This is a genomic window from Xenorhabdus sp. PB62.4 (assembly GCF_014467285.1).
Lineage (GTDB): Bacteria > Pseudomonadota > Gammaproteobacteria > Enterobacterales > Enterobacteriaceae > Xenorhabdus.
The window spans coordinates 138700-162969 of the sequence record NZ_NKHR01000008.1 but is presented as its reverse complement, the minus strand read 5'-3'; the positions used below and the strand labels follow the sequence as shown (position 1 = coordinate 162969).

Annotated in this window: 22 protein-coding genes; 12 read left to right on the top strand and 10 right to left on the bottom strand. The window is 40.8% G+C overall.

All coding sequences use genetic code 11. From position 1 onward, the window contains the following. Positions 1–271: 271 nt before the first annotated feature. From fghA to Xenpb_RS09705, 4 genes are all read right to left on the bottom strand, one after another. Positions 272–1117 (bottom strand): S-formylglutathione hydrolase, encoded by an 846-nt coding sequence (fghA, locus tag Xenpb_RS09720; RefSeq protein WP_187654128.1) that lies wholly within the window; start codon positions 1115–1117, stop codon positions 272–274. Positions 1118–1263: 146 nt separating this feature from the next. After that, positions 1264–2373, bottom strand: a complete 1110-nt coding sequence (locus Xenpb_RS09715; RefSeq protein ID WP_187654127.1) for an S-(hydroxymethyl)glutathione dehydrogenase/class III alcohol dehydrogenase — start codon at positions 2371–2373, stop codon at positions 1264–1266. A 432-nt stretch (positions 2374–2805) separates the two neighbouring features. Next, complete coding sequence (locus Xenpb_RS09710) at positions 2806–3201, bottom strand: structural protein (RefSeq protein ID WP_187654126.1); 396 nt, start codon at positions 3199–3201, stop codon at positions 2806–2808. Then, positions 3201–3515: a phage holin, lambda family gene (locus Xenpb_RS09705; protein ID WP_187654125.1), complete on the bottom strand. Its 315-nt coding sequence runs from the start codon at positions 3513–3515 to the stop codon at positions 3201–3203. The genes Xenpb_RS09710 and Xenpb_RS09705 overlap by 1 nt, the downstream gene beginning before the upstream one ends. A gap of 840 nt (positions 3516–4355) precedes the next feature. On the opposite strand from Xenpb_RS09705, the gene adiA reads away from it, so the two are divergent. From adiA to Xenpb_RS09670, 7 genes are all read left to right on the top strand, one after another. Beyond that, a complete protein-coding gene (adiA, locus tag Xenpb_RS09700; protein ID WP_187654124.1) occupies positions 4356–6629 on the top strand; it encodes an arginine decarboxylase in 2274 nt (757 codons plus the stop codon). Between the two features lie 17 nt (positions 6630–6646). Then, positions 6647–7975 carry an arginine/agmatine antiporter gene (gene adiC, locus Xenpb_RS09695; RefSeq protein ID WP_187654123.1) on the top strand — a complete coding sequence of 443 codons (1329 nt, stop codon included), beginning with the start codon at positions 6647–6649 and terminating at the stop codon, positions 7973–7975. Between the two features lie 558 nt (positions 7976–8533). Beyond that, entirely contained in the window at positions 8534–9625 is a 1092-nt protein-coding gene (locus tag Xenpb_RS09690) for a PfkB family carbohydrate kinase (protein ID WP_187654122.1), read from the top strand. Continuing rightward, complete coding sequence (locus tag Xenpb_RS09685; protein WP_187654121.1) at positions 9622–10566, top strand: pseudouridine-5'-phosphate glycosidase; 945 nt, start codon at positions 9622–9624, stop codon at positions 10564–10566. Before Xenpb_RS09690 ends, Xenpb_RS09685 begins: the two co-directional genes overlap by 4 nt. Positions 10567–10680: 114 nt before the next feature. Continuing rightward, on the top strand, positions 10681–11937 hold the full coding sequence (locus Xenpb_RS09680) for a NupC/NupG family nucleoside CNT transporter (protein WP_187654120.1): 1257 nt from the start codon (positions 10681–10683) through the stop codon (positions 11935–11937). Positions 11938–12065: 128 nt separating this feature from the next. Continuing rightward, complete coding sequence (locus Xenpb_RS09675) at positions 12066–12494, top strand: universal stress protein (RefSeq protein WP_099115269.1); 429 nt, start codon at positions 12066–12068, stop codon at positions 12492–12494. 87 nt (positions 12495–12581) lie between these two features. After that, positions 12582–13019: a universal stress protein gene (locus tag Xenpb_RS09670; RefSeq protein ID WP_187654119.1), complete on the top strand. Its 438-nt coding sequence runs from the start codon at positions 12582–12584 to the stop codon at positions 13017–13019. 97 nt (positions 13020–13116) lie between these two features. Here the strand turns inward: Xenpb_RS09670 and Xenpb_RS09665 are convergent, their stop codons facing one another. After that, positions 13117–13299 (bottom strand): hypothetical protein, encoded by a 183-nt coding sequence (locus Xenpb_RS09665; RefSeq protein ID WP_047964321.1) that lies wholly within the window; start codon positions 13297–13299, stop codon positions 13117–13119. A 281-nt stretch (positions 13300–13580) separates the two neighbouring features. Here Xenpb_RS09665 and Xenpb_RS09660 point away from each other — a divergent pair, with 281 nt between their 5' ends. After that, on the top strand, positions 13581–14585 hold the full coding sequence (locus tag Xenpb_RS09660) for an endonuclease (RefSeq protein ID WP_187654118.1): 1005 nt from the start codon (positions 13581–13583) through the stop codon (positions 14583–14585). Between the two features lie 428 nt (positions 14586–15013). Then, positions 15014–15802, top strand: a complete 789-nt coding sequence (gene phoH, locus Xenpb_RS09655; protein ID WP_187654117.1) for a phosphate starvation-inducible protein PhoH — start codon at positions 15014–15016, stop codon at positions 15800–15802. A 144-nt stretch (positions 15803–15946) separates the two neighbouring features. Here phoH and Xenpb_RS09650 read toward each other — a convergent pair whose 3' ends face one another. The 4 genes from Xenpb_RS09650 to Xenpb_RS09635 all read right to left on the bottom strand — a co-directional run bounded on the left by Xenpb_RS09650 (position 15947) and on the right by Xenpb_RS09635 (position 19737). Next, entirely contained in the window at positions 15947–17185 is a 1239-nt protein-coding gene (locus Xenpb_RS09650) for an ATP-binding protein (protein ID WP_187654116.1), read from the bottom strand. A 66-nt stretch (positions 17186–17251) separates the two neighbouring features. Beyond that, entirely contained in the window at positions 17252–17434 is a 183-nt protein-coding gene (locus Xenpb_RS09645; RefSeq protein ID WP_187654115.1) for a DUF2474 domain-containing protein, read from the bottom strand. Further along, on the bottom strand, positions 17391–18398 hold the full coding sequence (gene cydB, locus Xenpb_RS09640; RefSeq protein ID WP_187654114.1) for a cytochrome d ubiquinol oxidase subunit II: 1008 nt from the start codon (positions 18396–18398) through the stop codon (positions 17391–17393). The genes Xenpb_RS09645 and cydB overlap by 44 nt, the downstream gene beginning before the upstream one ends. Then, on the bottom strand, positions 18388–19737 hold the full coding sequence (locus Xenpb_RS09635) for a cytochrome ubiquinol oxidase subunit I (protein WP_187654113.1): 1350 nt from the start codon (positions 19735–19737) through the stop codon (positions 18388–18390). The genes cydB and Xenpb_RS09635 overlap by 11 nt, the downstream gene beginning before the upstream one ends. Positions 19738–19877: 140 nt before the next feature. On the opposite strand from Xenpb_RS09635, the gene Xenpb_RS09630 reads away from it, so the two are divergent. The 3 genes from Xenpb_RS09630 (at position 19878) to Xenpb_RS09620 (ending at position 23295) form a co-directional block, all read left to right on the top strand. Continuing rightward, positions 19878–21299 (top strand): PLP-dependent aminotransferase family protein, encoded by a 1422-nt coding sequence (locus Xenpb_RS09630; protein ID WP_187654112.1) that lies wholly within the window; start codon positions 19878–19880, stop codon positions 21297–21299. 126 nt (positions 21300–21425) lie between these two features. Beyond that, the gene (locus Xenpb_RS09625) at positions 21426–21995 is read left to right on the top strand and encodes a HutD family protein (protein ID WP_187654111.1); all 570 of its coding nucleotides are present in this window, start codon (positions 21426–21428) and stop codon (positions 21993–21995) included. Between the two features lie 358 nt (positions 21996–22353). Continuing rightward, positions 22354–23295: an omptin family outer membrane protease gene (locus tag Xenpb_RS09620; RefSeq protein WP_187654110.1), complete on the top strand. Its 942-nt coding sequence runs from the start codon at positions 22354–22356 to the stop codon at positions 23293–23295. Between the two features lie 56 nt (positions 23296–23351). On the opposite strand, the gene Xenpb_RS09615 is transcribed toward Xenpb_RS09620, so the two are convergent. Continuing rightward, the gene (locus tag Xenpb_RS09615) at positions 23352–24011 is read right to left on the bottom strand and encodes a methyltransferase (RefSeq protein ID WP_187654109.1); all 660 of its coding nucleotides are present in this window, start codon (positions 24009–24011) and stop codon (positions 23352–23354) included. Positions 24012–24270 lie beyond the last annotated feature (259 nt).

Below are 24270 nucleotides of genomic sequence, written 5' to 3'. Positions count from 1 at the left end.
TTGATATCAGAACGCGGGTCATCGATCTTACTGATAAAGTTAAAAATACTCATTATTACGATCGCTATTTTTATGGAATAGCGTGATCTTATCGTTTTAATGAGAGAAAGAGCTATAAGAAGTTATACTCTGGTCTTTATTTAACCTAAATAACCTTACTAAATATATGAGATCTCACCCTGAACCCCCTTACGAGTAGGTAACATTAAGGGGGAAGCCATGCTGAGAAATATATCTGGCTTTATGGATCACCGAATTACATATTTAAAATTCACCTTTTCCCAGCGCACTTTTGCATTGCTTTGGCATGGTAGATAATATGATTTTCAATGAAGCTGGCAATAAAGTAGTAGCTGTGGTCATACCCTGCCTGAAAGTTGATGGTCACTGGATAACTGATTTCATCGCAAATAGCCTGTAGTAATTCAGGACGTAATTGCTCCTCAAGGAAATCATCATTGAGCCCTTGATCAATCAAAATTGGGAGCTGTTTTTTTGCGTTCTTAATCAATTCTACAGAGTCATATTGTTTCCATTCAGACGTGTTTTCACCAAGATAGTTGGAAAATGCTTTTATACCCCATGGAATTTGACTGGGAGCAATAATGGGTGAAAATGCCGATACGCTGCAATAATGGTCAGGGTTTTTCAGGGCAATCACCATTGCTCCGTGGCCTCCCATAGAATGACCGCTGATCGACCGTATATCCGTCACCTCAAAGTTTGCTTCAATCAGTTCAGGTAATTCCGAAACAACATAATCGTACATACGATAATGTGAAGACCAGGGTTGTTTTAACGCATTGAGATAAAATCCAGCTCCTTTTCCAAGATCATAAGCAGGGTCGTCAGCGACATCATCACCTCGTGGACTGGTATCTGGGGCAACAATAACCATACCATGCTCGGCTGCGTAACGTTGAGCGCCCGCTTTTGTGACGAAGTTTTGTTCAGTGCAAGTCAATCCAGAAAGCCAGTACAGTACAGGCAATTTTCTTTCTCCAATCTGGGGAGGCAGGAAAACTGAAAAACGCATCTGGCAACCCAAAACCTTTGATTCGTGTTGATAGACATCCTGCCATCCACCAAAACAGGCGTGATGTTCGATTCTTTCCATTACCTTTCTCTCTAAGGATGATTGTTTTAAAGTCAATTGTTTTAAGGTTAAACGTCTTAAGGTTAATTATTGTGGTAATTTTCAAGTTTTCTCAGAAACCGTGTTAACTGACAACACGGTTTGCTGCTTATGGTAACTATTTAAAATCAGTAGTGAATAACGGTACGGATCGACTTACCTTCACGCATCAGCTCGAAAGCCTCATTAATGTCTTCAAGAGGCATTGTATGGGTAACGAAAGGTGCAAGCTCGATTTCACCTTTCATGGCGTCTTCTACCATTCCTGGCAACTGGCTGCGTCCTTTCACTCCACCGAAAGCAGTACCTTTCCATGTACGTCCCGTAACAAGCTGAAACGGACGAGTAGAAATTTCCTGCCCAGCGCCGGCTACGCCAATGATTACGGATTGTCCCCATCCACGGTGCGCACTTTCGAGTGCGGCACGCATTACGTTGACGTTACCAATACATTCGAAAGTATAATCAACACCCCATTTTGTCATCTCCAGAATGACTTGTTGAATGGGCTTGTCGTAATCATTTGGGTTGACGCATTCAGTGGCACCAAACTGTTTGGCCAGTTCGAATTTGGCCGGATTGGTGTCAATGGCAATAATGCGCCCGGCCTTTGCTTGACGAGCGCCTTGGATGACGGCAAGTCCAATTCCACCAAGTCCGAAAATGGCGACAGAATCTCCGGGTTGCACTTTGGCTGTATTATGTACCGCACCAATTCCGGTAGTAACACCACAGCCTAACAGACAAACATGTTCATGATTTGCTGCTGGATTGATTTTTGCCAGTGAGACTTCAGCTACGACAGTATATTCACTGAATGTGGAACATCCCATGTAATGATAGATAGGTTGCCCATTGTAAGAAAAACGTGTGGTGCCATCCGGCATGAGACCTTTACCCTGAGTATCACGCACTGAGATACAAAGGTTAGTTTTACCTGACTGGCAGAATTCACATTTACCGCACTCCGCTGTATATAATGGAATAACATGGTCGCCCGGTTTTACACTTGTAACACCTTCACCAACTTCGACGACGATACCCGCTCCTTCATGACCCAGAACAACAGGAAATATACCTTCGGGATCACTGCCTGAGAGAGTAAAAGCGTCAGTATGACAAACACCTGTGTGGCTGATTTTTATCATTACTTCACCCACTTTCGGGGGAGCAACATCAATTTCGATAATTTCGAGTGGTTTGTTTGGTCCAAAGGCAACAGCAGCACGTGATTTCATATAACCCCTCTTTTTATTGACGGTATTTTTTCTGTTAACGACATTATAGATAATTGCAATCTTCTGAAAGATAAGAAGATATTTATCCTCTTTATCAAGAATGTAACTAAGAGTCTATCCCCGTAGTTTTTTGATACTGCTATTTATTCTTTTTCTTAGATAACAATTTATTTTGTAGTTGTATCACAAAATGAATAAAAGGTGATTGGATATAACTAAATTAATACATTAAATCCAATAAATACATTAGGTTATTGTTGTTCTTGATAATGGTTATGTAACATTGAAATGATGTTATTTTTTATCACAGGAAAATTTTACGGGAAATAGAGGATGGGATTTTTCATCAAAATGATCATTAGCATTCAGCAAAAACATTGTTAGAAAAAATCACCGCCAAAGCTTTGGCGGTGATTATATGTTGACTGAACTTTATAGCAATTCAAATGCTTGTGTAATAACCGCATCGGAATAAGGTTGCTGACCATTTTCCATCTGAATGATAGCCTTAACCAGTTTGCTCATTGTGTTGACATTTTCTACATCTATCACAATACTGCTGGGCACACCGACTACTTTACATACATAGGCAATGTAAGCTTCGGTATTATTTTCATTCGGTGGTGCCCAGCGGGAAATAATCTGGCGAATAGTATTCAACCCATACTTGCGTTCGTAATTGCGCAGAATTTTCAGCATCGCCCGGATACCGTATTCAGGTGCCACAAACTGGCAAAATGATTTATCTGTCTGTATATCGCGTAAACCCTGCCATTTATCACCGTGGCGAATATTACCTGGGTTATGGTTACGAATCCCTCTTGTCATTATTTATCTCCTAAACGTTTGTTGATGGCCCGGTTCGCAAATTCTCGTATTTTTTCCACGCCAATAAAGCCGACGGCACCGCCGAGAGCGGGTGAAACACTGCTTGGAATACCAAGTAGTTCTAATCCACTGGAAAATCCCCACGACAGCGCTCCGCATAGTAGCGGTTCGACCCAGCGATTTTTCCGCTCCACACCGTCATAAATCAGTCGGCCATAGCAAATCATGATGGCCAAAATAGAGCCTGATATCTGTGGCCATGCATTCTTCAGACCGTTTAGTAAGTCGGCCCATAAATCAGGATGTTCTTTCATTCTTAGTCCTATAATTTAGTGATGGAGATCACAGCAGCAGGAGCTTTTAATCAATTCAATCCAGGAAAAATAAGGTGCAATAATCCTCAATCGAGATTGGTTTTTAGTGCCTGCTTAATGATGCCCCGTACTTTTCCATAGTAACGTCAGTAAAAGAAATCCACATTGTTATGCTATTGTGCCCTGGCTCTTACTAATTCAGCGCTATAATTGCGTAAACGGTATGGGTAGGAATTGGCTATTATTATAGAGTCAGGTTTAATAAGTATCTAAGATACAAAGGAGGGTTATTTCATTGATATGGAGAACTCCATTTCCGTGCTTGTAATGCAAAGCCATGGGTAACCAAACAGAGCATATTATCGCAATTATTTTTTCCTTTAGTTTACTTAAGGGTTAAAAAGCAGTCATTCAACAGGCTGATTATATAAAAAATAAATTAAAATAATAAAAAATAATCAAAAAACTAATTACGATTAAATATTAACACAACAGTTATTAACTGTTTTTCCTGATATTTCAATATTGATAGCTTCAACTTTGTATAGCAAAGCTAATTTCCATGCTATTACCAAAATTGCACAAATCCAAATAGACACTATATTGATCAGTGTGATTTTAAGCATAAAAATTTATATTTTAGCAAATAGTTAACTAATGTTACTACGTTAATGGAATTTATATTATGGCTCACTCAGTACCGTTAAAAATGCTTTTTATACAGCATTAGCCGAATGAAAAACATCCAATTCCCTGATTGTGTCAACCATTCTATGGCAATTGCCAATAACACTAAATTTTCTTGTTGGTTCAAGTAGAGATAGCGTAAGGAAAAATGTCATGAAAGTATTGATAGCAAAAAACGAAGTGGGTACACAATATCATAATCACTATATTGAAAATGCCGTGCAGCGGTTGGCAGATAAATTAATCGAGAGAGATGTTGGTGTTGTTATTTCGGATTCTCTTGAAGATAGCTATACGATAATTTCGGCCAATGAACCATTTGATTGTCTGATGGTAAGTTGTGCACTGATGGATGATGATTTATATCGTAATATACACCAATTATTGAATAAACTGTCTGAGCGTCAGGAAAATGTCCCGGTTTTTTTATTAAGTGATCGAGAAAAAACGGTATTTTTGCTGAGCCATGAATTGCTGGAACAATTCGCCGAATTTGCTTGGATATTAGAAGATTCGGCAGATTTTATTGCTGGCCGGGCTATTGCGGCAATGTATCGTTATCGCCAACAATTATTGCCTCCCTTAATGTCGGCTTTAATGAAATACAGTAAAATCTATGAATATTCCTGGGCTGCGCCCGGGCATCAGGGGGGAGTTGGATTTAACAAAACACCTGTTGGTCGTTTCTATCATGATTATTATGGGGAAAATCTCTTCCGTACTGATATGGGTATTGAACGAGCCTCATTGGGATCGTTGTTGGACCACTCGGGTGCGTTTGGAGAAAGTGAAAAAAATGCAGCCAGAGTATTTGGTGCAGACCATTCTTATTCGGTTGTAGTCGGAACATCAGGATCTAACCGTACGATTATGCAGGCTTGCATGACCGAGAATGATGTCGTCATCATTGACCGCAATTGCCACAAATCCATTGAACAGGGGTTAATCCTGACAGGCGCGAAACCTGTCTATATGCTGCCAAGCCGTAACCGTTATGGCATCATTGGGCCTATCTACCCACAAGAAATGCAGGCAAAAACACTCCAGAAAAAGTTAAAACAGAACCCATTGACTCAGGGTATGGCTAAGCTTAAGCCAGTTTATAGTGTAGTCACAAACTGTACGTATGATGGTGTTTGCTATAACGCCAAACATGTACAGGAATTGCTGGATAAAAGTGTGGACAGAATACATTTTGATGAAGCATGGTATGGTTATGCACGTTTCAATCCAATTTATCATGATCATTACGCCATGCGCGGGGAACCTAAAAGCCATTCAGGGCCGACGGTATTTGCCACTCACTCATCTCACAAGTTGTTGAATGCACTATCACAGGCTTCTTTTATCCATGTGCGTGATGGGCGTAACCCGGTGGACTTTTCGAGATTTAATCAAGCCTACATGATGCACGCGACAACCTCTCCTTTATATGCTATTTGCGCTTCAAACGATATTGCAGTTTCTATGATGGACGGCAATAGCGGTTATTCCCTGACACAAGAGGTGATTGAAGAAGCTGTTGATTTTCGCCAGGCATTGGCACGTTTGCATCGGGAGTTCAGCAAAGAAGGTAGTTGGTTCTTTAAGCCGTGGAATCAGGAGAAAGTGACAGATCCTGCAACAGGTAAAAAAATTGCCTTTGAAGACGCTCCCAGAGAATTACTGACAAAAGAGCAAAGTTGTTGGGTAATGCGCCCGGGGGACAGTTGGCACGGGTTTGAAGATTTACCGAATGACTGGAGTATGCTCGATCCGATTAAAGTCAGCATCTTGGCGCCAGGGATGGGAGATAATGGTAAATTGCAGAAGAAAGGCGTACCTGCGGCCCTGGTAACAGCATGGTTAAGCCAGCACGGCATTGTACCTACCCGTACCACGGATTTTCAAATTATGTTCCTGTTTTCGATGGGAATTACCAAAGGAAAATGGGGGACATTACTCAACACCTTGTTATCTTTCAAACACCATTATGATGCGAATACCCCTTTAAATAAGGTTTTGCCGGACTTGGTGCAACAATATCCAAAGGTATATGGTCATTTAGGATTAAAAGAGTTGGGTGACAAGATGTTCGATTATTTGCGGCAGAATAATCCGGGCGAAAAATTGAACCAAGCGTATGCGGGCCTACCTGAAATGGCGATGACGCCCCGAGCCGCTTATCAAGCGATTGTCACCAATCATGTGGAAATGGTAGCACTGGACGATTTACCTCACCGCATCGCAGCGAATTCCATCATTCCTTATCCACCCGGAATTCCAATGTTGCTTTCAGGAGAAAACTTTGGGGCCAAGACCAGCCCGCAAATTGGATATTTGTATGCACTGCAAAAATGGGATCACGAATTCCCCGGTTTTGAACATGAAACGGAAGGTACGGAAATTATCAACGGCATTTATCACGTTATGTGTATAAAAAAGTGAGTACGGGAAAATAAATTATGGCTACAGTTTCAGAGATGAAAAAAGTCGGATTGATCCCCGTTACGTTGATGGTTGCAGGTAACATTATGGGATCTGGAGTTTTCCTTCTGCCCGCCAGTCTGGCTTCGACAGGAGGTATTGCCATTCTGGGGTGGTTAGTGACTATCATCGGTGCGGTGGGATTATCGATTGTATACGCCAAGATATCTTCACTGGATGATAGCCCCGGTGGTTCTTATGCCTATGCACGACGGGCCTTTGGGCCTTTTCTGGGCTACCAGACCAACGTTTTGTATTGGCTGGCGTGCTGGATCGGAAATATCGCGATGGTCGTGATCGGGGTAGGTTACCTGAGTTATTTTTTCCCCATCCTGAAAGATCCGATAATCCTGACCATCACTTGTACGGCGATATTGTGGATATTTGTCTTTTTGAACATTATCGGGCCGCATGTCATTACCAAAGTACAAGCGGTGGCAACAACGTTGGCGTTGATCCCGATTGTAGCAACGGCGGTTTTTGGATGGTTCTGGTTCAGCGGTAAGACTTACATGGATGCGTGGAACGTAAGTGGATTAAATACCTTCGGGGCTATTCAAAGCATTTTAAACGTGACGCTGTGGTCTTTTATTGGCGTTGAAAGTGCTTCGGTTGCGGCTGGTGTGGTTAAAAATCCTAAGCGTAACGTACCAATTGCGACCATTGGGGGCGTGCTGATTGCGGCTGTTTGTTATGTTTTGTCCAGTAGCGTGATTATGGGGATGATCCCCAATGCGGCATTGAAAATTTCATCTTCGCCTTTTGGGGATGCCGCCAGATTAGCATTGGGAGATACCGCAGGGGCAGTCGTTGCCTTTTGTGCAGCGGCAGGATGTTTGGGATCACTGGGAGGCTGGACATTACTTGCCGGGCAGACAGCCAAGGCGGCTGCGGATGATGGATTGTTTCCTTCAATCTTTGCCAGAGTGAATAAAGCGGGAACGCCAGTTGCTGGTTTGCTGATCCTTGGCGTTTTAATGACAGTGTTCCAGCTCAGTAGCATATCTCCAAATGCCGCGAAGGAATTTGGGTTGGTTTCTTCTGTCTCAGTTATTTTTACCCTGATACCTTATTTGTATACCTGTGCAGCCTTGTTGCTAATCGGTCATGGGCACCTTGGGCAAGAGAAAATACGATATGTTGTTATTACTTTTATTGCCTTTATTTATTGTATCTGGGCGGTTATGGGAACGGGAGCAAAAGAAGTGATGTGGACATTGGTTGTGATGATGGTAATAACGGCTATGTATACTTTTAACTATAACACTAAACATCCTGTACCTTTCCCCTTGGATAAAAAGGAATAATCCAGACTTTCAGGATTACAAGGTGCTGAAATATCAGCACCTTTTTACATTTATGTGTATTAATAAATGATTCCCTTTATTTTCTAGCAAAGAATTGCCCCAGAATTATCCTGACAACAATCCGAATTTCTAGGAAAACCAGCCGTGCGTTTTGCCCACAATGCGGAAGTTCTCTGGGGGTTGTCTGCACAAATTGAATTGTGAAATGAGTCACTTTTTGATACAGCAAATGGTTCTCTTTGTGTCTAAAAAATAAACGTATGTAGAAAATCAAACAAATGTTTGTCTGGTTCAGTATTTTATCAATCTAATTGTTTTTAAAGTGATTATCACAAAATAAAACATTACCTTATCGACTAATTGATATAAAATGGTGACATTTTGTAAATTTTTGCTATATAAAAAGTGATCTAAGTCACTTTTTTGAGGCGAAAAAATTTTTTCATCAGCTCTACGATCTATTTCTCACAATGACAATAAACAGCATAAATTAACTTTACTGTCGGGTAGTGATGAAATAGAAAGCTTTCATGTTCAAAAAATTAGTAAGGACATGATATGGCAAATCGAGAAAAACAGATATTGCAGCTTATCAGGCGAGACCCCTTCATTCAGCAACAGGAAATTGCCGATATTCTTGGAATTAGCCGTTCATGTGTCGCGGGACATATTATGAACCTGAGCAAAAAGGGGTATATAAAAGGCAAAGGATATATTCTTTCAGAAAATAGGTATGCCGTTACGGTGGGCGCGGCCAATATGGATGTGACCAGCTATGTGTTCTCTAAATTAATCTATGAAGATTCTAATCCAGGGAAAAATAAATCCACAGCAGGGGGCGTAGGACGAAATATCGCACATAATATCGCTTTATTAGGATTAGAAAGCTATTTGATTTCTGTTGTTGGTGATGATTTTTATGGGAAGACTTTATTTGAACAAACGAAATTAGCGGGTGTTTATACAGATTATTTCCATAAATTATCCGGAGAAAGTACATCAACATACCATTCATTAATTGATGAGCATGGTGAGATGCGCGTTGCCGTTAATGATATGAGTATACTGGAAAAACTTACGCCCGCATTATTATCTCAATCTAAGGCATTAATTCAACATGCCGGTGTATTAATTATTGACTGTAACCTGACGGAAGATACATTAGAGTGGTTATTCAACCATGCGGGAAATATTCCTATCTTTGTTGATACGGTATCAACATTTAAAGCCCCCAAAATTCGCCATTGGTTATCTCATATCCATACTTTGAAACCTAACCGGCTTGAGGCTGAAATACTGAGTGGAATAAAAATTACGACATTGGCAGATGCGGCAGATACGGCATCGTGGTTCCATCAACAAGGCGTCCAACGATTGGCTTTGAGTATGGGAACAGAAGGCGTGTATTACAGTGAAATGGGCGGTGTTTCAGGGTGTTCACCCGCGATCCCGATTAATATTATCAATGCCAATGGCGCCGGTGATGCGATGATGGCCGGCCTTGCCTACTGTTGGCTGGAAAATATGACGTTGGAAAAGAGTATTCGTTTTGCCCAAGGCTGTTCTGCACTCACCTTATCTTCAGAATTTACCAATCATCCGAATTTATCCTGTAGCAGAGTGAATAAACTGTTGGAATTAAGATCATGAATAAAAATATTGCATTAAATGAGTATTTGGATATTTCCCCGGAAGTGGTTCACGCATTGGCAAATAATCGTCCTGTAGTTGCGTTAGAATCTACCATTATTTCTCATGGTATGCCTTACCCGCGAAATAGGGAAACTGCTTTAGAAGTTGAGCAGTGTATTCGGGAGAATGGTGCGGTTCCTGCGACCATCGCGATTATTGAAGGACGAATGAGAGTTGGGTTATTGCATGATGAAATTGAGTTATTGGCAAAAGATAGTCACTTAGTAACAAAAGTCAGCCGTCGTGATTTACCTTTTGTTATCGCGTCAGGAAAACATGGTGCCACCACCGTAGCTTCAACCATGATCATTGCAGAAATGGCAGGCATTACCGTCTTTGCAACGGGAGGGATTGGAGGTGTTCATCGTGGAGCTGAACACTCTTTTGATATTTCAGCCGATTTGCAAGAATTAGCCATGACGAATGTCGCTGTTGTATGCGCCGGAGCCAAATCCATTCTGGATTTGGGATTGACGATAGAGTATCTGGAAACTCATGGTGTACCTCTGGTGGGGTACCAGACGGAAAAATTACCGGCATTTTTCTGTCGCACCAGCCAATTTCCGGTTAGTGTGAGGCTTAATGATCCACGGCAAATAGCTCATGCCATGAGCGTAAAATGGCGTTCGGGGCTGAAAGGCGGTGTTGTCGTTGCCAATCCTATTCCTGAATTATTTGCCATGCCCGAAGAGCAAATCAATGCTGCTATTGAACAAGCCATTAAGGAAGCTGAAAATCAGGGGATTAGCGGCAAAGAAAGTACGCCATTCCTGCTGGCCAGAGTGACTGAACTGACAGGAGGTGAAAGCTTACAGGCAAATATCGAATTAGTTTTCAATAATGCTAAGTTGGCTGCGAAAATTGCCATCGCTTATCAAGAGATAAATAAAAACCAGTAACTTAAATCCAATCTGTTTTATCCGGAAACCGTAATAAATGCCGGCCTGAAAAGGCACTGGATAATATCCTTTGTGGGGACTTTAGGCTGGCTAAAAAACAATGAGGATATAATTATGGATATTTTACGCAGTTTACTTGGTGTGGTAATGCTGCTTTTAATTGGTTATCTGTTTTCTGTCAATAAAAAAAGAATCAGCTTGCGTACTGTAGGGGCTGCATTATTTCTACAAATAAGCCTTGGTGCTATTATGCTCTATGTTCCTGCGGGAAAATGGCTGATTAATAACATCGCCAATGGAGTCAATAATGTTATTTCTTATAGCGCATCAGGGAGTTCATTTATTTTCGGAAGCTTAGTTGGCCCCAAAATGAATGAATTGTTTGATGGTGCTGGTTTTATTTTTGCATTTCAGGTATTGCCCTCCATTATTTTCATCACGTCTTTAATATCTATTCTTTACTATCTTGGCATAATGAAATGGATCATTAATATTTTGGGATATGCGTTCCAGAAATCGATGAAAATTAGCAAAGTAGAAGCTTTTGCGGCAGTAACGACAATATTTTTGGGACAAAACGAACTGCCTGCGGTTTTAAAACCATTTATCAATAAAATGAATCGCAATGAACTATTTACTGTGATGTGCAGTGGAATGGCTTCCATTGCAGGATCAATGCTGGTTGGATATGCGGGATTAGGTGTACCGATAGAATATTTACTGGCTGCATCATTGATGGCAATTCCGGGAGGTATTCTGTTTGCCCGATTGCTCAGCCCTGCAACAGAGCCTTCTCAAGTCCGGTTTGAGCAAATTTCATTCAGTGAGAGACGCCCGACCAGTATTATTGAGGCAACGGCTGGTGGAGCCATGTTGGGATTGAAAATTGCCGTTGGTGTCGCGACCGTGGTAATGACCTTCGTAGCCCTGATAGCATTAATCAATGGTCTTATTGGGGGTATTGGTGAGCTGTTTGGTTTACAAGGAATAAGCCTGGAACGTTTACTTGGCTATCTTTTTTCACCTTTGGCCTACATCATGGGGGTAGACTGGGAACATGCTGATTTAGCCGGGAGTCTGATCGGTCAAAAATTGGCAATCAATGAATTTGTGGCTTATGTCAGCTTTTCTCCTTATTTAAATGATCCTGTAGTGGCTTTGGACACTAAAACCATTGCTGTTATCTCATTTGCTCTTTGTGGTTTTGCCAACTTCGGCTCAATTGCTGTTGTGGTTGGTGCGTTTATCACGGTCGTCCCGGAACGGACTTCAGACATTGCGCGGCTCGGGTTCAGGGCTTTACTGGCAGCAACGCTTTCTAATCTTATGAGCGCAACAATTGCAGGGTTGTTTTTGGGTTTATCAGGCTAGTTCCTATCTATGTATCTGAATAGGCGCTAACATGTTTAGGTGTTAGATAACTCACAGTAAGTTGCCTGAATTTCAATATAATAAAGAAATCAGAATAACTTGGTATTTCAGTAGATAGGAGCATGCATATGTACAAAACTATTTTAGTACCAGTAGATATTTCAGAAGAAGATCTAACCAACAAGGCCGTTGACAGCGCGCTTAAGATCGCTAGAGAAACAGGGGCTAAATTACATTTCCTGCATGTATTACCTATTTCATCAGCTATCATTAATGCTTATGCCTTAGGCTATATGGAGATTAAGGACAAGGCGACTATCAAGGCGGAGCAAGATTTGGGAAAACTCGTCGATTCCCTTGAATTACCGCATGACCGCATTGCCTATTCGATTGCATTTGGTTCACCAAGAGATGAAATCACTGCGGCGGCGGATGAAATTGGGGCTGATTTGATCGTCATTGGTTCAAGACGACCCAATATCACTACACACTTATTAGGCTCTAACTCTTCTGGCGTTGTCAGGTATGCAAAAGTATCTGTATTAGTAGTACGGTAATGATTTCCATTGGGAATGGTGGATTAATGATAGTAATAGGTTTTTGTGACGGCTTGATGGTTGATATCCAATTACAGGGGAGTATATATGTATAACACAATTTTAGTTCCAATTGATATTCCAGAAGATCAATTAACTGACAATGCAATTAAGCATGCAGAATATTTGGCAAAAATATCTAATGCAAAGGTACACCTGTTTCACTCAGTGCCAGATATCTCCAGGTTTTCTGTGAGTTATAGCTATCATTATGATTTACTAAGTGCTTTTGCCAAAAAGGCGATTACAAATTCTGAAGAAGAACTGAAAAAAGTCGTAGAAAGAATCGACCTGCCAAAAGATAAAATATCATACTCTGTTGCTTTTGGTTCCCCACGAGACAAAGTGTTGTCTACAGCCCGTGAAATAGGGGCAGACTTGATTATTGTTGGATCAAGGCGCCCGGATATTTCAACCCATTTACTGGGTTCAAATGCGTCGGGTATTGTAGGGCATGCTGAAATCTCAGTTTTGGTTGTAAGATAATCGATTTTATTCAGCGAAAAATGCCATAAATCCTCGCCCCGGCACGGGCGGGGATAATAGTACATTCTTATAATGATACAAATACAGAGAATTTTGGTTAATCAGAAAATGAATTCAGGGTAATATCTAACTGATTTTTACCAGCGATAATAACTTGAATCTGTAAATTATTTTCTGAACTGTTAGTAGTAATGACGGTGACTTCTTCATTCCCTGAATATTTCTTCACAACTTCCTGCAACTCTTGTTCAAGCTGTTTGATTTTAGTGCTAATGGTCATTTATCCTAATGAATTCAACTGAGTGTTTTAAGTAATTGATTTAATATTACTCAAATAAACCGAGTTCAATAGTTTAATTAACGTGATATTTTAGTACTTAAAATTCCAATAAAAAGGGCTGTTTAGTGCATTAAGTCATATTAATATTAATTAATCCAAATAATGGATTAATTCCGTTGCCGTTATCAATAAAATTTCCACGAATTATATTTGTCATTTTATGGTGTTGTCAGGCAGGATAATAGATGGATGTTATGCACAATAAGTAAATAGGTATTATTTTGAACAATAAAATTGGCCTGTGGGCACGTTATCTTTTGATTTTCGGATTAACTATTTCGTTTAATGTATGGAGCGCTCCAACCAGTTTTGAGCAAGCAAAAGTGGAATCAAGAAAGAATGTCTATGATGGGCAAACAAAATCCGGCATAGGGACATTATATTGTGGCTGTGACTGGCAATGGGTCGGCAAGAGTGGTGGACGTGTTGATTTAGCATCTTGTAGTTACCATGTAAGATCACAGCAAACAAGGGCAGAACGTATTGAATGGGAACATATGGTGCCGGCATGGGTATTTGGGCACCAGCGCCAATGTTGGCAGAACGGGGGCCGAAAGAACTGCGTTGATACTGATCCGGTATTTCGCATGATGGAGTCAGATATGCATAATTTGGCTCCTTCAATTGGTGAAGTTAATGGCGATCGCAGTAATTTTGCTTATGGAATGGTTGCCAGAAACACGCCTAATATGTATGGCGCTTGTAGCAGTAAAGTGGATTTTCAATCACGTTTGTTTGAACCCCGCGACAGAGTGAAAGGGATGGTTGCCAGAGTCTACTTTTATATGCATGACCGCTATAACCTGACGATGTCACGCCAACAACAACAATTGATGATGGCATGGGATCGTCAGTATCCAGTGGAAGCTTGGGAGCGTGATAGAGATAACCGAATTGCCCGGATTATGGGGCACCATAACCCATTTGTGACTGGCAGCAAAAAATGGGAATTAGGGCACAAAAACTCAGGCCAAGGGCTGGTGGCACAATCTGGTACGCCAAAACAAAATAGGCTGCATGCGGGAAATAATCAGGCACTTACTCAAAGATCCACATCAAAAGCGGAGCAGGGAGCCATGATTAAAGGCAATAAAAACAGCCAGATTTATCATTTTGCACATTGCTCTGGTTATAAGACGGTAGCAGATAAAAATGCAGTTTATTTCCATTCAGAAGCAGAAGCCAAAAAAGCGGGATACCGTTTGGCAGGTAATTGTAAAAAATAATGGAGAAAGTAAGGTCATTATTTTTCTGAGGTTACTGAGTGAGCCCTTACCAATAAAAAATCAAGAACGTTTCAGTAAAGTTTAACCTTTCATCTTGTCATAAATAAAAAACTGTCATTATACTGACATCATAGTCCGTTAGGTTACACCAAAGAAAGCGGAAAGATGCGAGGAATGCTAATGACAGAGACTGAAACTGCATTCTCGGTTAGGAACCGGCGATTGGGATCAATGTCACTAATAAAAATAGTGGCGATCTTAGCGTCGGTTTTTTTATGGGCCTTAATGAGCTGAAAAGGGAGCTCCTACCTGTTCGATATATACCCGATACCTTGCAAATTGTAGCGTGAAAGGTGAAGGGCATAACTTAGTTATTCTATCAATGATAGAACACCGCAATAGTGAAACTAACGATAAGGTGTATGACTATGGGTAGACAGAAAGCAGTGATCAAATCGCGTCGTGAAGTGAGAAGAATGTTAAAAAAGGACATGCGGCAATCACGTTATCGGAATCATGATAATGTCACCTCATTGGTGCAAGTTGGAGGCGTTGAGGCTATTGGAATGGCGCGTGAAAACAGGGACACTTCAGAAATTCTGCCACGCAGTGAAGTTCAGTACCGCTATATGCGGGCGATCAATAATAAGCAATTGATTATTGCTAATGGTGAAGCTGGCTGCGGAAAAACATACATTAGTGCAGTAATGGCAGCGGATGCCTTAATCAATAAAGAAGTTGATAAAATTATTGTGACACGCCCTGTATTGCAGGCAGAAGAAGATCTTGGTTTTCTCCCCGGAGATATGGCAGAGAAATTTGCCCCTTATTTCCGGCCCGTTTATGACGTGTTATTAAAACGCATGGGGGCTTCATTTTTGCAATATTGCTTGCGTACTGAAATTGGCAAAGTAGAAATTGCGCCTTTTGCCTATATGCGCGGAAGAACATTTGAGAATGCGTTTGTGATCCTTGATGAGGCACAAAATGTTACAGTCAACCAAATGAAAATGTTTTTAACGAGATTGGGAGAAAACGTAACAGTGGTTGTTAATGGTGATGTTAGTCAATGTGACTTGCCGGGAAACATAACATCTGGATTGGTGGATGCCTTAGAAAGGTTTTTCGATGATGAATCTGTCAGTGTAATTCACTTTTCCCAGCAGGATTGCGTGCGTTCCAGATTGTGCCAGAAAGCATTATTGGCTTATAGCTGATAGACCTGAGCATACACATCGCTGCAAAGAAACCCATCCCCCAGTTAATCCTGTGGCTGGGGGAATAACTTTGACAGTCTAAAGCAGAGTTTTTCATTTTGTGGGGGGATTGTGGCGATTACACAAAATACTAAACAAGGTCGTTTACAGCGGAAATTGAATTTCAATTTCTGTGCCACTTTTTCTGCGTTTTTTAATTTTCATCTTACCTGAAATCAAAGATACCCGTTCTCGCATAATTGCCAGACCAAATTGTTCTTGTTCTGTCAGAGTCAGAGGCATTCCACGACCATTATCGCTAATAACGGTAATAATCTTTTTCCCGACAGGATAAATACGGATGCTGATCCAAGTCGCAGCAGCATGCTTATAGCAATTATTCAGTGCTTCCCTGATAATCTGCACCAGATGCCGGCCATGACCAATGGGAATAATTTGGTGCGTGATCCGGTAATGAAATTCAATATTAAAACCCAGTCGGTGGTTGAATTCTTTGATTAAGGCTTTCAATGATTCAAATAAATCATGATGGTTTCTCTCTGTACGTAGTGAGACCAGCATTTCTCTAAATTGTTGACCAGCGATATCCAACTCTTCTTTGATCATCCTTAAGGAGATCAATCCTTGTCGAGAGAATTTATCGGTGCGAAAGTGCAAACTATTAATCTGAATCTTCAGGAATAGAAATGATTGCGCTACAGTATCATGCAGCTCTCTGGAAATAGCTTTCCGGTCATCGCTGATACTTTGTTTAATTTGTTGGCGCACTGTATTTTTGAGCGATATATGCCTTGCCAGTGCGTCAGTAACGGACTGAATTAAATTTTTTTCATAAGAAGATAAAACCTGATCCCGATGAATTAAGATCTGGATCATTCCGTGGAAAGTCTGTTTATCATATAAATCCCATTTCATCATTCGTGGAAGATAGTTATTTAAAATATTATCCGGGTACTCAAAATGGTATTTCCTTTGTGGGTGATAAAGCGTGATCCTGACTTCCTTGAAAGGCACTAACTGGTTCAGTCGGTAAAATACCATATGAAAATTATCAGATAATGCAGTATTAAGGTTTAGCTGAGAATGAACGGAGATGAGAAAACGTAAGTATTGTTTTTCCTGTTTCAGAATCGCTATTTTTCTTTGCTTCTTTGTGGAAAATAATTTTGAAAATAAGGTGATACGAAATGAAATGAAATTTGCTCTATGGAGCAAAATAAATAAAAGTAATATATTCAGAACGTTAAAAATTGCCCACAGTTTTTCAATCAACGAGAGTGGGGTATTGAATCCCAGAAACAGAAGCACAAACAAATTAATGGCGATAGCCGTACCACACAACCAGCCTGTTGCCGTTACTGGATTGTCAGAGAAGGTTTTCATCAGTTAAACAATCCTCTTGTTGTCCTGATCAAAACCTTAGCTCAATTAATTAAAAAGGGTTAGTTATCACTGGATTTTCATGCCCGCTGTTGTCATTAAGGCGCGAAATAACGTGGATACGGCGTAGAGAGCAAGTACACTGCAAAGCCAGATTGTAATCATCCAACCTAAGCGTTTCCATATTGAGGGACGTTGTGGATCAGTTTCAGTGATAACCTTGTTCGTGAGTGATTTTTCCTCGGAAGACATAATAACTCCAAAAGGTATAAGTCAAAATGATCGGGATGATAAATAAGGCACCAACCAGCATAAAACCTAATGATTGAGGTGGCGATGCGGCCTCTTCATAACTAATGAAAGGAGGAATAATACTGGGCCAAATGCTGATCCCCAATCCACTGAATCCCATGAAAATCAGTAACAATGCGATAAAAAATGGAGAGTAATGGCTTGAGTTCTGCCTGGCTTTCAATAGGTTCCAGCTTGACCATAATATCAGTAATGGTACGGGCATGAAGAAAAACAGATTTGGCAGGCTGAACCAGCGTTCAGCAATCGTTGAATGGGCCAAAGGTGTCCAAATACTGATGATGGTAATGACTGCAAGTATCAGTAATGTCAAGGGACGCAGGATGCGATACATTTGTTGTTGCAAGTGCCCTTCGGTTTTCATCACCAACCAGCCGCAGCCTAATAAGGCATAGGCGACAACGAGACCAAGCCCGCAAAATAGAGGGAAAGGTGCCAGCCAGTCAAAATAACCACCGGCATAAACACGATTTTCGACGGGAAAACCTTCAATAACCGCACCAACGACGATACCCTGCATAAAGGTGGCAAGTATTGAACCGATCATGAACGCCTTATCCCAAAGATGTTGGTGTTTCGGGGTAGCCTTGAAGCGAAATTCAAAAGCGACACCACGAAATATCAGGCCTAACAACATAATGGTCAGCGGGATTGCCAGAGCATCTAAAATCACAGCATAGGCCAATGGGAATGCACCAAATAACCCGGCTCCTCCCAGTACTAACCAAGTTTCATTACCATCCCAGACGGGAGCAACAGAATTCATCATTAAATCCCGATCAGATTGTTCCTTGATTGCCGGATATAAAATACCGATGCCGAGATCAAAACCATCCATCACGATATACATCATGGTGCTGAATATGATGATCAGGAACCAAATCAGGGGGAGATCAATACCCATTTGTTAACTCCTTATTGGGATCTTGATTGAGACCTTTATGGATAAGTTTCATCATATAGATGTAACCGATACCGAAAACAGCAGCATAGACGACAAAGAAAATCAGCAGGCTAATACTCACGTGGATATCACCATGCGCTGATACGGCATCTTTGGTGCGCATCAGGCCATAAACAACCCATGGCTGGCGACCAATTTCCGTAGTAAACCAACCAGCCAGAATTGCGATAAGACCAGAAGGTGCCATTAAAAGCATAAAACGAAGAAAAAACCGATTTTCATACAGGCGTTTTTTATGACGCAGCCATAGCCCCCAGATTCCGGCAATAATCATTAACATCCCAAGTCCTACCATGACACGGAATGACCAGAACACCATAAAGACATTCGGGCGATCTTCGGGGATAAATTCTTTCAGTGCCGGAACCTGCTTATCCAGACTGTGCGTCAGGATCAGACTGGCAAGGTAAGGAATTTTGATGGCATAACGTGTCTCTTCTGTTTCTTGATCAGGGATGCCAAACAGAATTAATGGCGTGGCTTCACCTGCGTGATTTTCCCAATGGCCCTCCATTGCGGCAACTTTAGCAGGCTGGTGTTTTAATGTATTTAACCCGTGCATATCGCCAATCATGGCTTGTAACGGCGCAATGAACAGAATCATCCACATTGCCATTGACAACATTTTCCGTATGGCTGATGAATCATTACCTTTTAGCAGATGCCATGCAGCAGAAGCAGCAATGAAAAATGCTGAGGCGAGGAATGCAGCAGTTCCCATATGCAGTAAACGATAAGGGAAAGAAGGATTGAAAATCACCGCGAGCCAATCAACGGGCACGACTTGATTATTAACGATCTCATAGCCTTGTGGCGTCTGCATCCAGCTATTGGAAGCTAATATCCAGAATGTGGAAATAATCGTACCAAGCGCCACCATACAAGTTGCGAAAAAGTGCAGCCTTTCTCCGACCCGGTTCCAGCCAAACAGCATGACGCCTAAAAATCCGGCTTCAAGAAAAAATGCCGTCAGCACCTCATAAACCAGCAAAGGGCCTGTGACAGAACCAGCAAAATCAGAGAAGAAACTCCAGTTAGTACCGAATTGGTAAGCCATTACCAAGCCAGAAACAACGCCCATACCGAAATTAACTGCAAAAATTTTTGACCAGAAGTGGTATAACGTTTTGTAATCAGTATTGCCTGTCTTAAGCCATAAACCTTCCAATACCGCGAGGAAGCTGGCTAAGCCTATCGTAATAGCGGGGAAGATGATGTGAAAAGAAACTGTAAATGCAAATTGTATCCTTGCAAGTTCAAGGGCATTTAACCCGAACATAGTGACCTCTTATTGAAATCGATTGGGTATATGGGCAAACGAAGTTAGAAAGTGTGGATAAGTAGAACATAGAGATCTTGGGTATAATAGTTACAATTTTTTGTTTATTGGCTATAACACTTAAACCGGAAGCCTGGCATATGACGCGTTATGAACAATTAGCTGGAATGATACGCCAGCAGATAGAAGACGATATTTGGCAAGTTGGTGACAGGTTACCATCACTACGGGAATCGGTGAAATCGTCAGGGTTGAGCTTGATGACAGTGCTGCAAGCCTATCAATTGCTGGAAAGTCAGGGATGGATCGTCGCGCGACCGCAATCAGGATATTATGTCGCCACTCGGTTAAAGCCCTTTGCGGCGGCAAAGGGAGGGAGGGAACTTAATTTAAGTGAAAATGTGGAAATTAGCGCGTCTATTTTTGATGTTTTGCAGGCATGCAAAGATCCACAAATTATCCCTTTCGGCTCAGCTTTTCCTGACCCTTCCTTGTTGGCAGAACCCAAACTTTCAAAAATACTGGCTTCAGTCGCCCGTCGCTTTGTTCCACATAATTCGCTGGCAAATCTGCCGCCGGGTAATGAAAAGTTACGGCGCAATATATCACGCCGTTATGCTGCCCATGGTATCCACGTTTCACCGGATGAGATTGTTATTACTGCGGGGGCCATGGAATCATTAAGTTTCAGCCTGCAATCCGTCACTTCTCCGGGAGATTGGGTAGTGATTGAATCTCCTGCTTTTTATGGTGCGTTACAAGCGATAGAACGATTGCGATTGAAAGCTATCGCGATTAAAACAGATCCACATACAGGCATTGATTTAGATACATTGGAAGAAATCGTGCAAAAATATCCAATAAAAGCCTGTTGGTTGATGTCGCGTTTTCAAAACCCACTGTGCAGCACGATGCCATCTGAAAATAAACAGCGGCTGGTGGAAATTCTAAATCAAAACCAGATCGCCCTGATTGAAGATGATGTATATGGTGAACTGTATTTCGAGCAGGAACCTCCTGCGCCAATAAAGGCATGGGATACAGAAAATAATTTCATGCACTGTTCATCATTTTCAAAATGCCTTGCACCCGGATATCGGGTCGGTTGGGTTGCTGCGGGTAAACATGCGAAGAAAATTCAGCAATTACAGATGATGAGCACGGTGTCAGCCAGTACACCAACTCAGTTGGCCATTGCGGATTATCTGGCGCAAGGAGGGTATGACAATCATCTGCGGCGGCTGCGACGCCAATTGGAGCAACGGCAAGGCCAGATGTTACGGGCAATTAGTGAATATTTCCCTCAGTCAGTGAAAGTAAACAGTGCCCGTGGGGGGTATTTTCTTTGGTTGGAGTTTGAACCGCCTTTCAATGCCAATCGCCTATACCAATTGGCACTGGCTAAGAATATTAGTATTGCGCCGGGTAGTATGTTCTCCACCAGTTCCCAGTTTGATCATGCCTTCCGTCTGAATACTTCGTTTGCATGGAATGAAATGCAGGCTGTTGCAATGAAAGATTTGGGGAACATGTGCCACATGTTTCTCAAGGAAGGCGGGTAATCAATCACACTTCAACTATCTCAATATTGTCGTAGGAAGAATTATTTGCGAATGTTCCTATTAACAATTTGACATTAATCATCTTTTGATACTGTAAACAGAATATAAAAGTGGTGAGGGAGTGGCATGAAAATGAAATGTTTCGATTATGCAATATTACCAAAAGAGCAATGGTCTGAAGGGAGAGGCGAAACAAGGGATATTGTTTGCTGGCCAGTTTCTGATGATTTTGCCTGGCGAGCCTGTTTCACGACCATTCATCAAAGTGGCGCATTGGGGCAGTTCCCTGATATTGAACGCTCCATTGTTTTATTGAAAGGGAAAGGTGTTCGCTTGACCAGTCCGGGTTTTTTGGAGCATGAACTGGTGAAAAAGATGACACCATTCCATTTTTCAGGCGATATTCAGGGGAATGCTGAATTGTTGGATGGCCCGATCCAGTGCTTCAATATTATGACCCGCCGTTCCTGTTGGACTTCTGAGATCTCATTGGTTTCCGATGAGCGATTATTGCCGACATCTCACAGTGGCGTACTTTATGTTTTAAAAGGCCGTTGGGAAATGACAGGTGCAAATAGTGCTCAGCTTGCTTTTGGTCAGGGAGCATGGTGGTTGCCGGATATCAGGGAAGGGGTTATTAAGCCATTAGTTGCAGATAGCCAATTATTATGGGTTGATTTACGCCCAGTTGGATGAATCATCTTATGGGAGTTGGTAAGTATTGTTTATGTAATAACGTTAGTAGTCTGAATTTGATATCAGGCTACTAACCGTTAACTCATTGTCCATTAATGCTATTTTCCATTAATATTACAATTTTCATTAATATAGAAACCAACAATCAGTAATCCGAAATATAAAAAACGTAGGTAAAAGGACATAACGATATACTATAAAAATACAGTTATTATAAATAATACGTCATTCAAAAGTTATTTCTTTGTTGATAATATCTTTTTGTAATTATTCGGTGACTACTCGCTATTAAGGATGATAAAGGATCTGATCTGGAAAGCGGGTTTATGTTCTTATTTTTTACTAAGGACACATAATTATGAAAAGAATATTGATAGCCTTTCCATTGGTGTTTCTATCTTTTGAAGCAACATCGGCAGAACCTTCGTCATCACCTTTAGCACTCAATTTGAATTCTGACAGCCTCTCTTTTGATGTTGGATTAGGTTGGTTAAAAGGGGAATCAAAAGAATATGTTTACGATCCTAATTCGAAATATAAGATTAGCCAGCTTAATTGGAATATTGGTAATGCTTTAATTGCTAAGGGAAATATTTCTTGGGATGCTTTTTATAGACTAACTTTGAATACTCGTGGTTGGATTAAATTAACTTCACGTAACAGCAGTATGGATGATTATGACTGGGAATTCAAACAAAGTCATTGGAGTGACTGGTCATCCAGCCCAGATTCCCCACTTAATTATGCTAATGAATTCGATTTAAATGCGACAGGATGGTTAATTAAGCAATTTAATTATAAATTAGGTGCAATATTGGGTTATCAGGAAACACGTTTCAGTTGGACAGCCTATGGGGGGCATTATATCTATAATAATGGAATGAACGTTGGCGATTTTCCTTCAGGAACACAAGGAATCGGTTATCAACAAAAATATCGTTTTCCCTATATTGGATTGATAGGACAGTATCGTTATCAAGATCTGGAATTTAATGTTCTGTTGAAATTCAGCCAGTGGGTTAAAGCTAAAGATCACGATGAACATTATATGCGCAATTTAACCTTTTATGAAGAATCTAATAATGTCCGTTACTATAGCATCAGTATAGATGCTGGTTATTATGTAACACCGAAAGTTAAGGTGTATACGGCATTTGTCTGGAATAAATATCGTGAAGGTAAAGGTGATATGATGAAAATTGATAATGATAGCAGAACAAATTATTATTCCGGAGGAGATTCAGCCGGAATTGCGAATCGGAATTACAGTATAGATCTTGGTGTACAATACCGTTTTTAATTTTTTTATTTGCCCAGTGAATACTGGGCAAATTCACGCTCAATTTCTCATCTGTCTTACTTACTTATTTCATGAAAGCTCCACCATACCCCAAATTTTGTCTCCCTTTTTTCTTTGTGTATAACGGAATTTTTTTGAAGCGTTTTGTAGAAAGCCTCCGTTGGGCCAAATTCTGCGAATGTCATAAACATCACCCCTTCATTAGTCAGATAGTCACGATACTGACTAAAAAGAGTTTCCCCATAACTTGATATGGTATGTCCGGAAAGTTTTTTTTCTGGCCAGGATTCAGGAGAAATTGGCCCATTAGCAAATATGTAGTCATATTTACCTTCGACAGATTCAAAGAGATTACTATTTATAAAATGGATGTCAGTAACCTTATTCAGATAAGCATTATGTTTGGCATGGTGTAATATATCGTCATTGATATCTGTTGCTGTTATCAAAGATGCACCATTAAGGGCAGAATAAATGGCAAGAATGCCACTGCCAGTTCCTATATCAAGGACTTTTTTTCCAGTAAAATTACGATGCTTAATATTTTTTATAAGTAATGGTGTAGAGTGCGTTTGTAATGGGGATGGAAGAAATACTTGAGGAATAACAGATAACTTAATTCCGGCCAGTGTTATTTTTACAGGGACTCCATTATTCGTCCGTAACTTTTCCTGCTCCAACCACCATTCCACATAAAATTTGTAATTATTATTCATGGTAAACTCTTTTTTAGGATGATTTGCAAGGATGAAAGATAGCTGATTATTGTTATTTCTTGCTATTTTTGTGGTTAAGTCAGTCTTTATGGGATACTGCTGCCATCAATTCTATCAGTATGCTATTCATTGTCGCTATTACAGCTTTTATTATGGGGTACTTTTTGAACGAAGATTATCTCAATATGAAGATAAATTGATTCGCATTAATTAAGGCTATCCTAATTAATCCAAACTGACAGATACCGAAAAAATGGTA

What these genes read in the sequence shown, in the direction of transcription:
- fghA (WP_187654128.1), bottom strand. Translation starts at nt 1,117, where the DNA reads ATGGAAAGAATCGAACATCACGCCTGTTTTGGTGGATGGCAGGATGTC.
- Xenpb_RS09715 (WP_187654127.1), bottom strand. Translation starts at nt 2,373, where the DNA reads ATGAAATCACGTGCTGCTGTTGCCTTTGGACCAAACAAACCACTCGAA.
- Xenpb_RS09710 (WP_187654126.1), bottom strand. Translation starts at nt 3,201, where the DNA reads ATGACAAGAGGGATTCGTAACCATAACCCAGGTAATATTCGCCACGGT.
- Xenpb_RS09705 (WP_187654125.1), bottom strand. Translation starts at nt 3,515, where the DNA reads ATGAAAGAACATCCTGATTTATGGGCCGACTTACTAAACGGTCTGAAG.
- adiA (WP_187654124.1), top strand. Translation starts at nt 4,356, where the DNA reads ATGAAAGTATTGATAGCAAAAAACGAAGTGGGTACACAATATCATAAT.
- adiC (WP_187654123.1), top strand. Translation starts at nt 6,647, where the DNA reads ATGGCTACAGTTTCAGAGATGAAAAAAGTCGGATTGATCCCCGTTACG.
- Xenpb_RS09690 (WP_187654122.1), top strand. Translation starts at nt 8,534, where the DNA reads ATGGCAAATCGAGAAAAACAGATATTGCAGCTTATCAGGCGAGACCCC.
- Xenpb_RS09685 (WP_187654121.1), top strand. Translation starts at nt 9,622, where the DNA reads ATGAATAAAAATATTGCATTAAATGAGTATTTGGATATTTCCCCGGAA.
- Xenpb_RS09680 (WP_187654120.1), top strand. Translation starts at nt 10,681, where the DNA reads ATGGATATTTTACGCAGTTTACTTGGTGTGGTAATGCTGCTTTTAATT.
- Xenpb_RS09675 (WP_099115269.1), top strand. Translation starts at nt 12,066, where the DNA reads ATGTACAAAACTATTTTAGTACCAGTAGATATTTCAGAAGAAGATCTA.
- Xenpb_RS09670 (WP_187654119.1), top strand. Translation starts at nt 12,582, where the DNA reads ATGTATAACACAATTTTAGTTCCAATTGATATTCCAGAAGATCAATTA.
- Xenpb_RS09665 (WP_047964321.1), bottom strand. Translation starts at nt 13,299, where the DNA reads ATGACCATTAGCACTAAAATCAAACAGCTTGAACAAGAGTTGCAGGAA.
- phoH (WP_187654117.1), top strand. Translation starts at nt 15,014, where the DNA reads ATGGGTAGACAGAAAGCAGTGATCAAATCGCGTCGTGAAGTGAGAAGA.
- Xenpb_RS09650 (WP_187654116.1), bottom strand. Translation starts at nt 17,185, where the DNA reads ATGAAAACCTTCTCTGACAATCCAGTAACGGCAACAGGCTGGTTGTGT.
- Xenpb_RS09645 (WP_187654115.1), bottom strand. Translation starts at nt 17,434, where the DNA reads ATGTCTTCCGAGGAAAAATCACTCACGAACAAGGTTATCACTGAAACT.
- cydB (WP_187654114.1), bottom strand. Translation starts at nt 18,398, where the DNA reads ATGGGTATTGATCTCCCCCTGATTTGGTTCCTGATCATCATATTCAGC.
- Xenpb_RS09635 (WP_187654113.1), bottom strand. Translation starts at nt 19,737, where the DNA reads ATGTTCGGGTTAAATGCCCTTGAACTTGCAAGGATACAATTTGCATTT.
- Xenpb_RS09630 (WP_187654112.1), top strand. Translation starts at nt 19,878, where the DNA reads ATGACGCGTTATGAACAATTAGCTGGAATGATACGCCAGCAGATAGAA.
- Xenpb_RS09625 (WP_187654111.1), top strand. Translation starts at nt 21,426, where the DNA reads ATGAAAATGAAATGTTTCGATTATGCAATATTACCAAAAGAGCAATGG.
- Xenpb_RS09620 (WP_187654110.1), top strand. Translation starts at nt 22,354, where the DNA reads ATGAAAAGAATATTGATAGCCTTTCCATTGGTGTTTCTATCTTTTGAA.
- Xenpb_RS09615 (WP_187654109.1), bottom strand. Translation starts at nt 24,011, where the DNA reads ATGAATAATAATTACAAATTTTATGTGGAATGGTGGTTGGAGCAGGAA.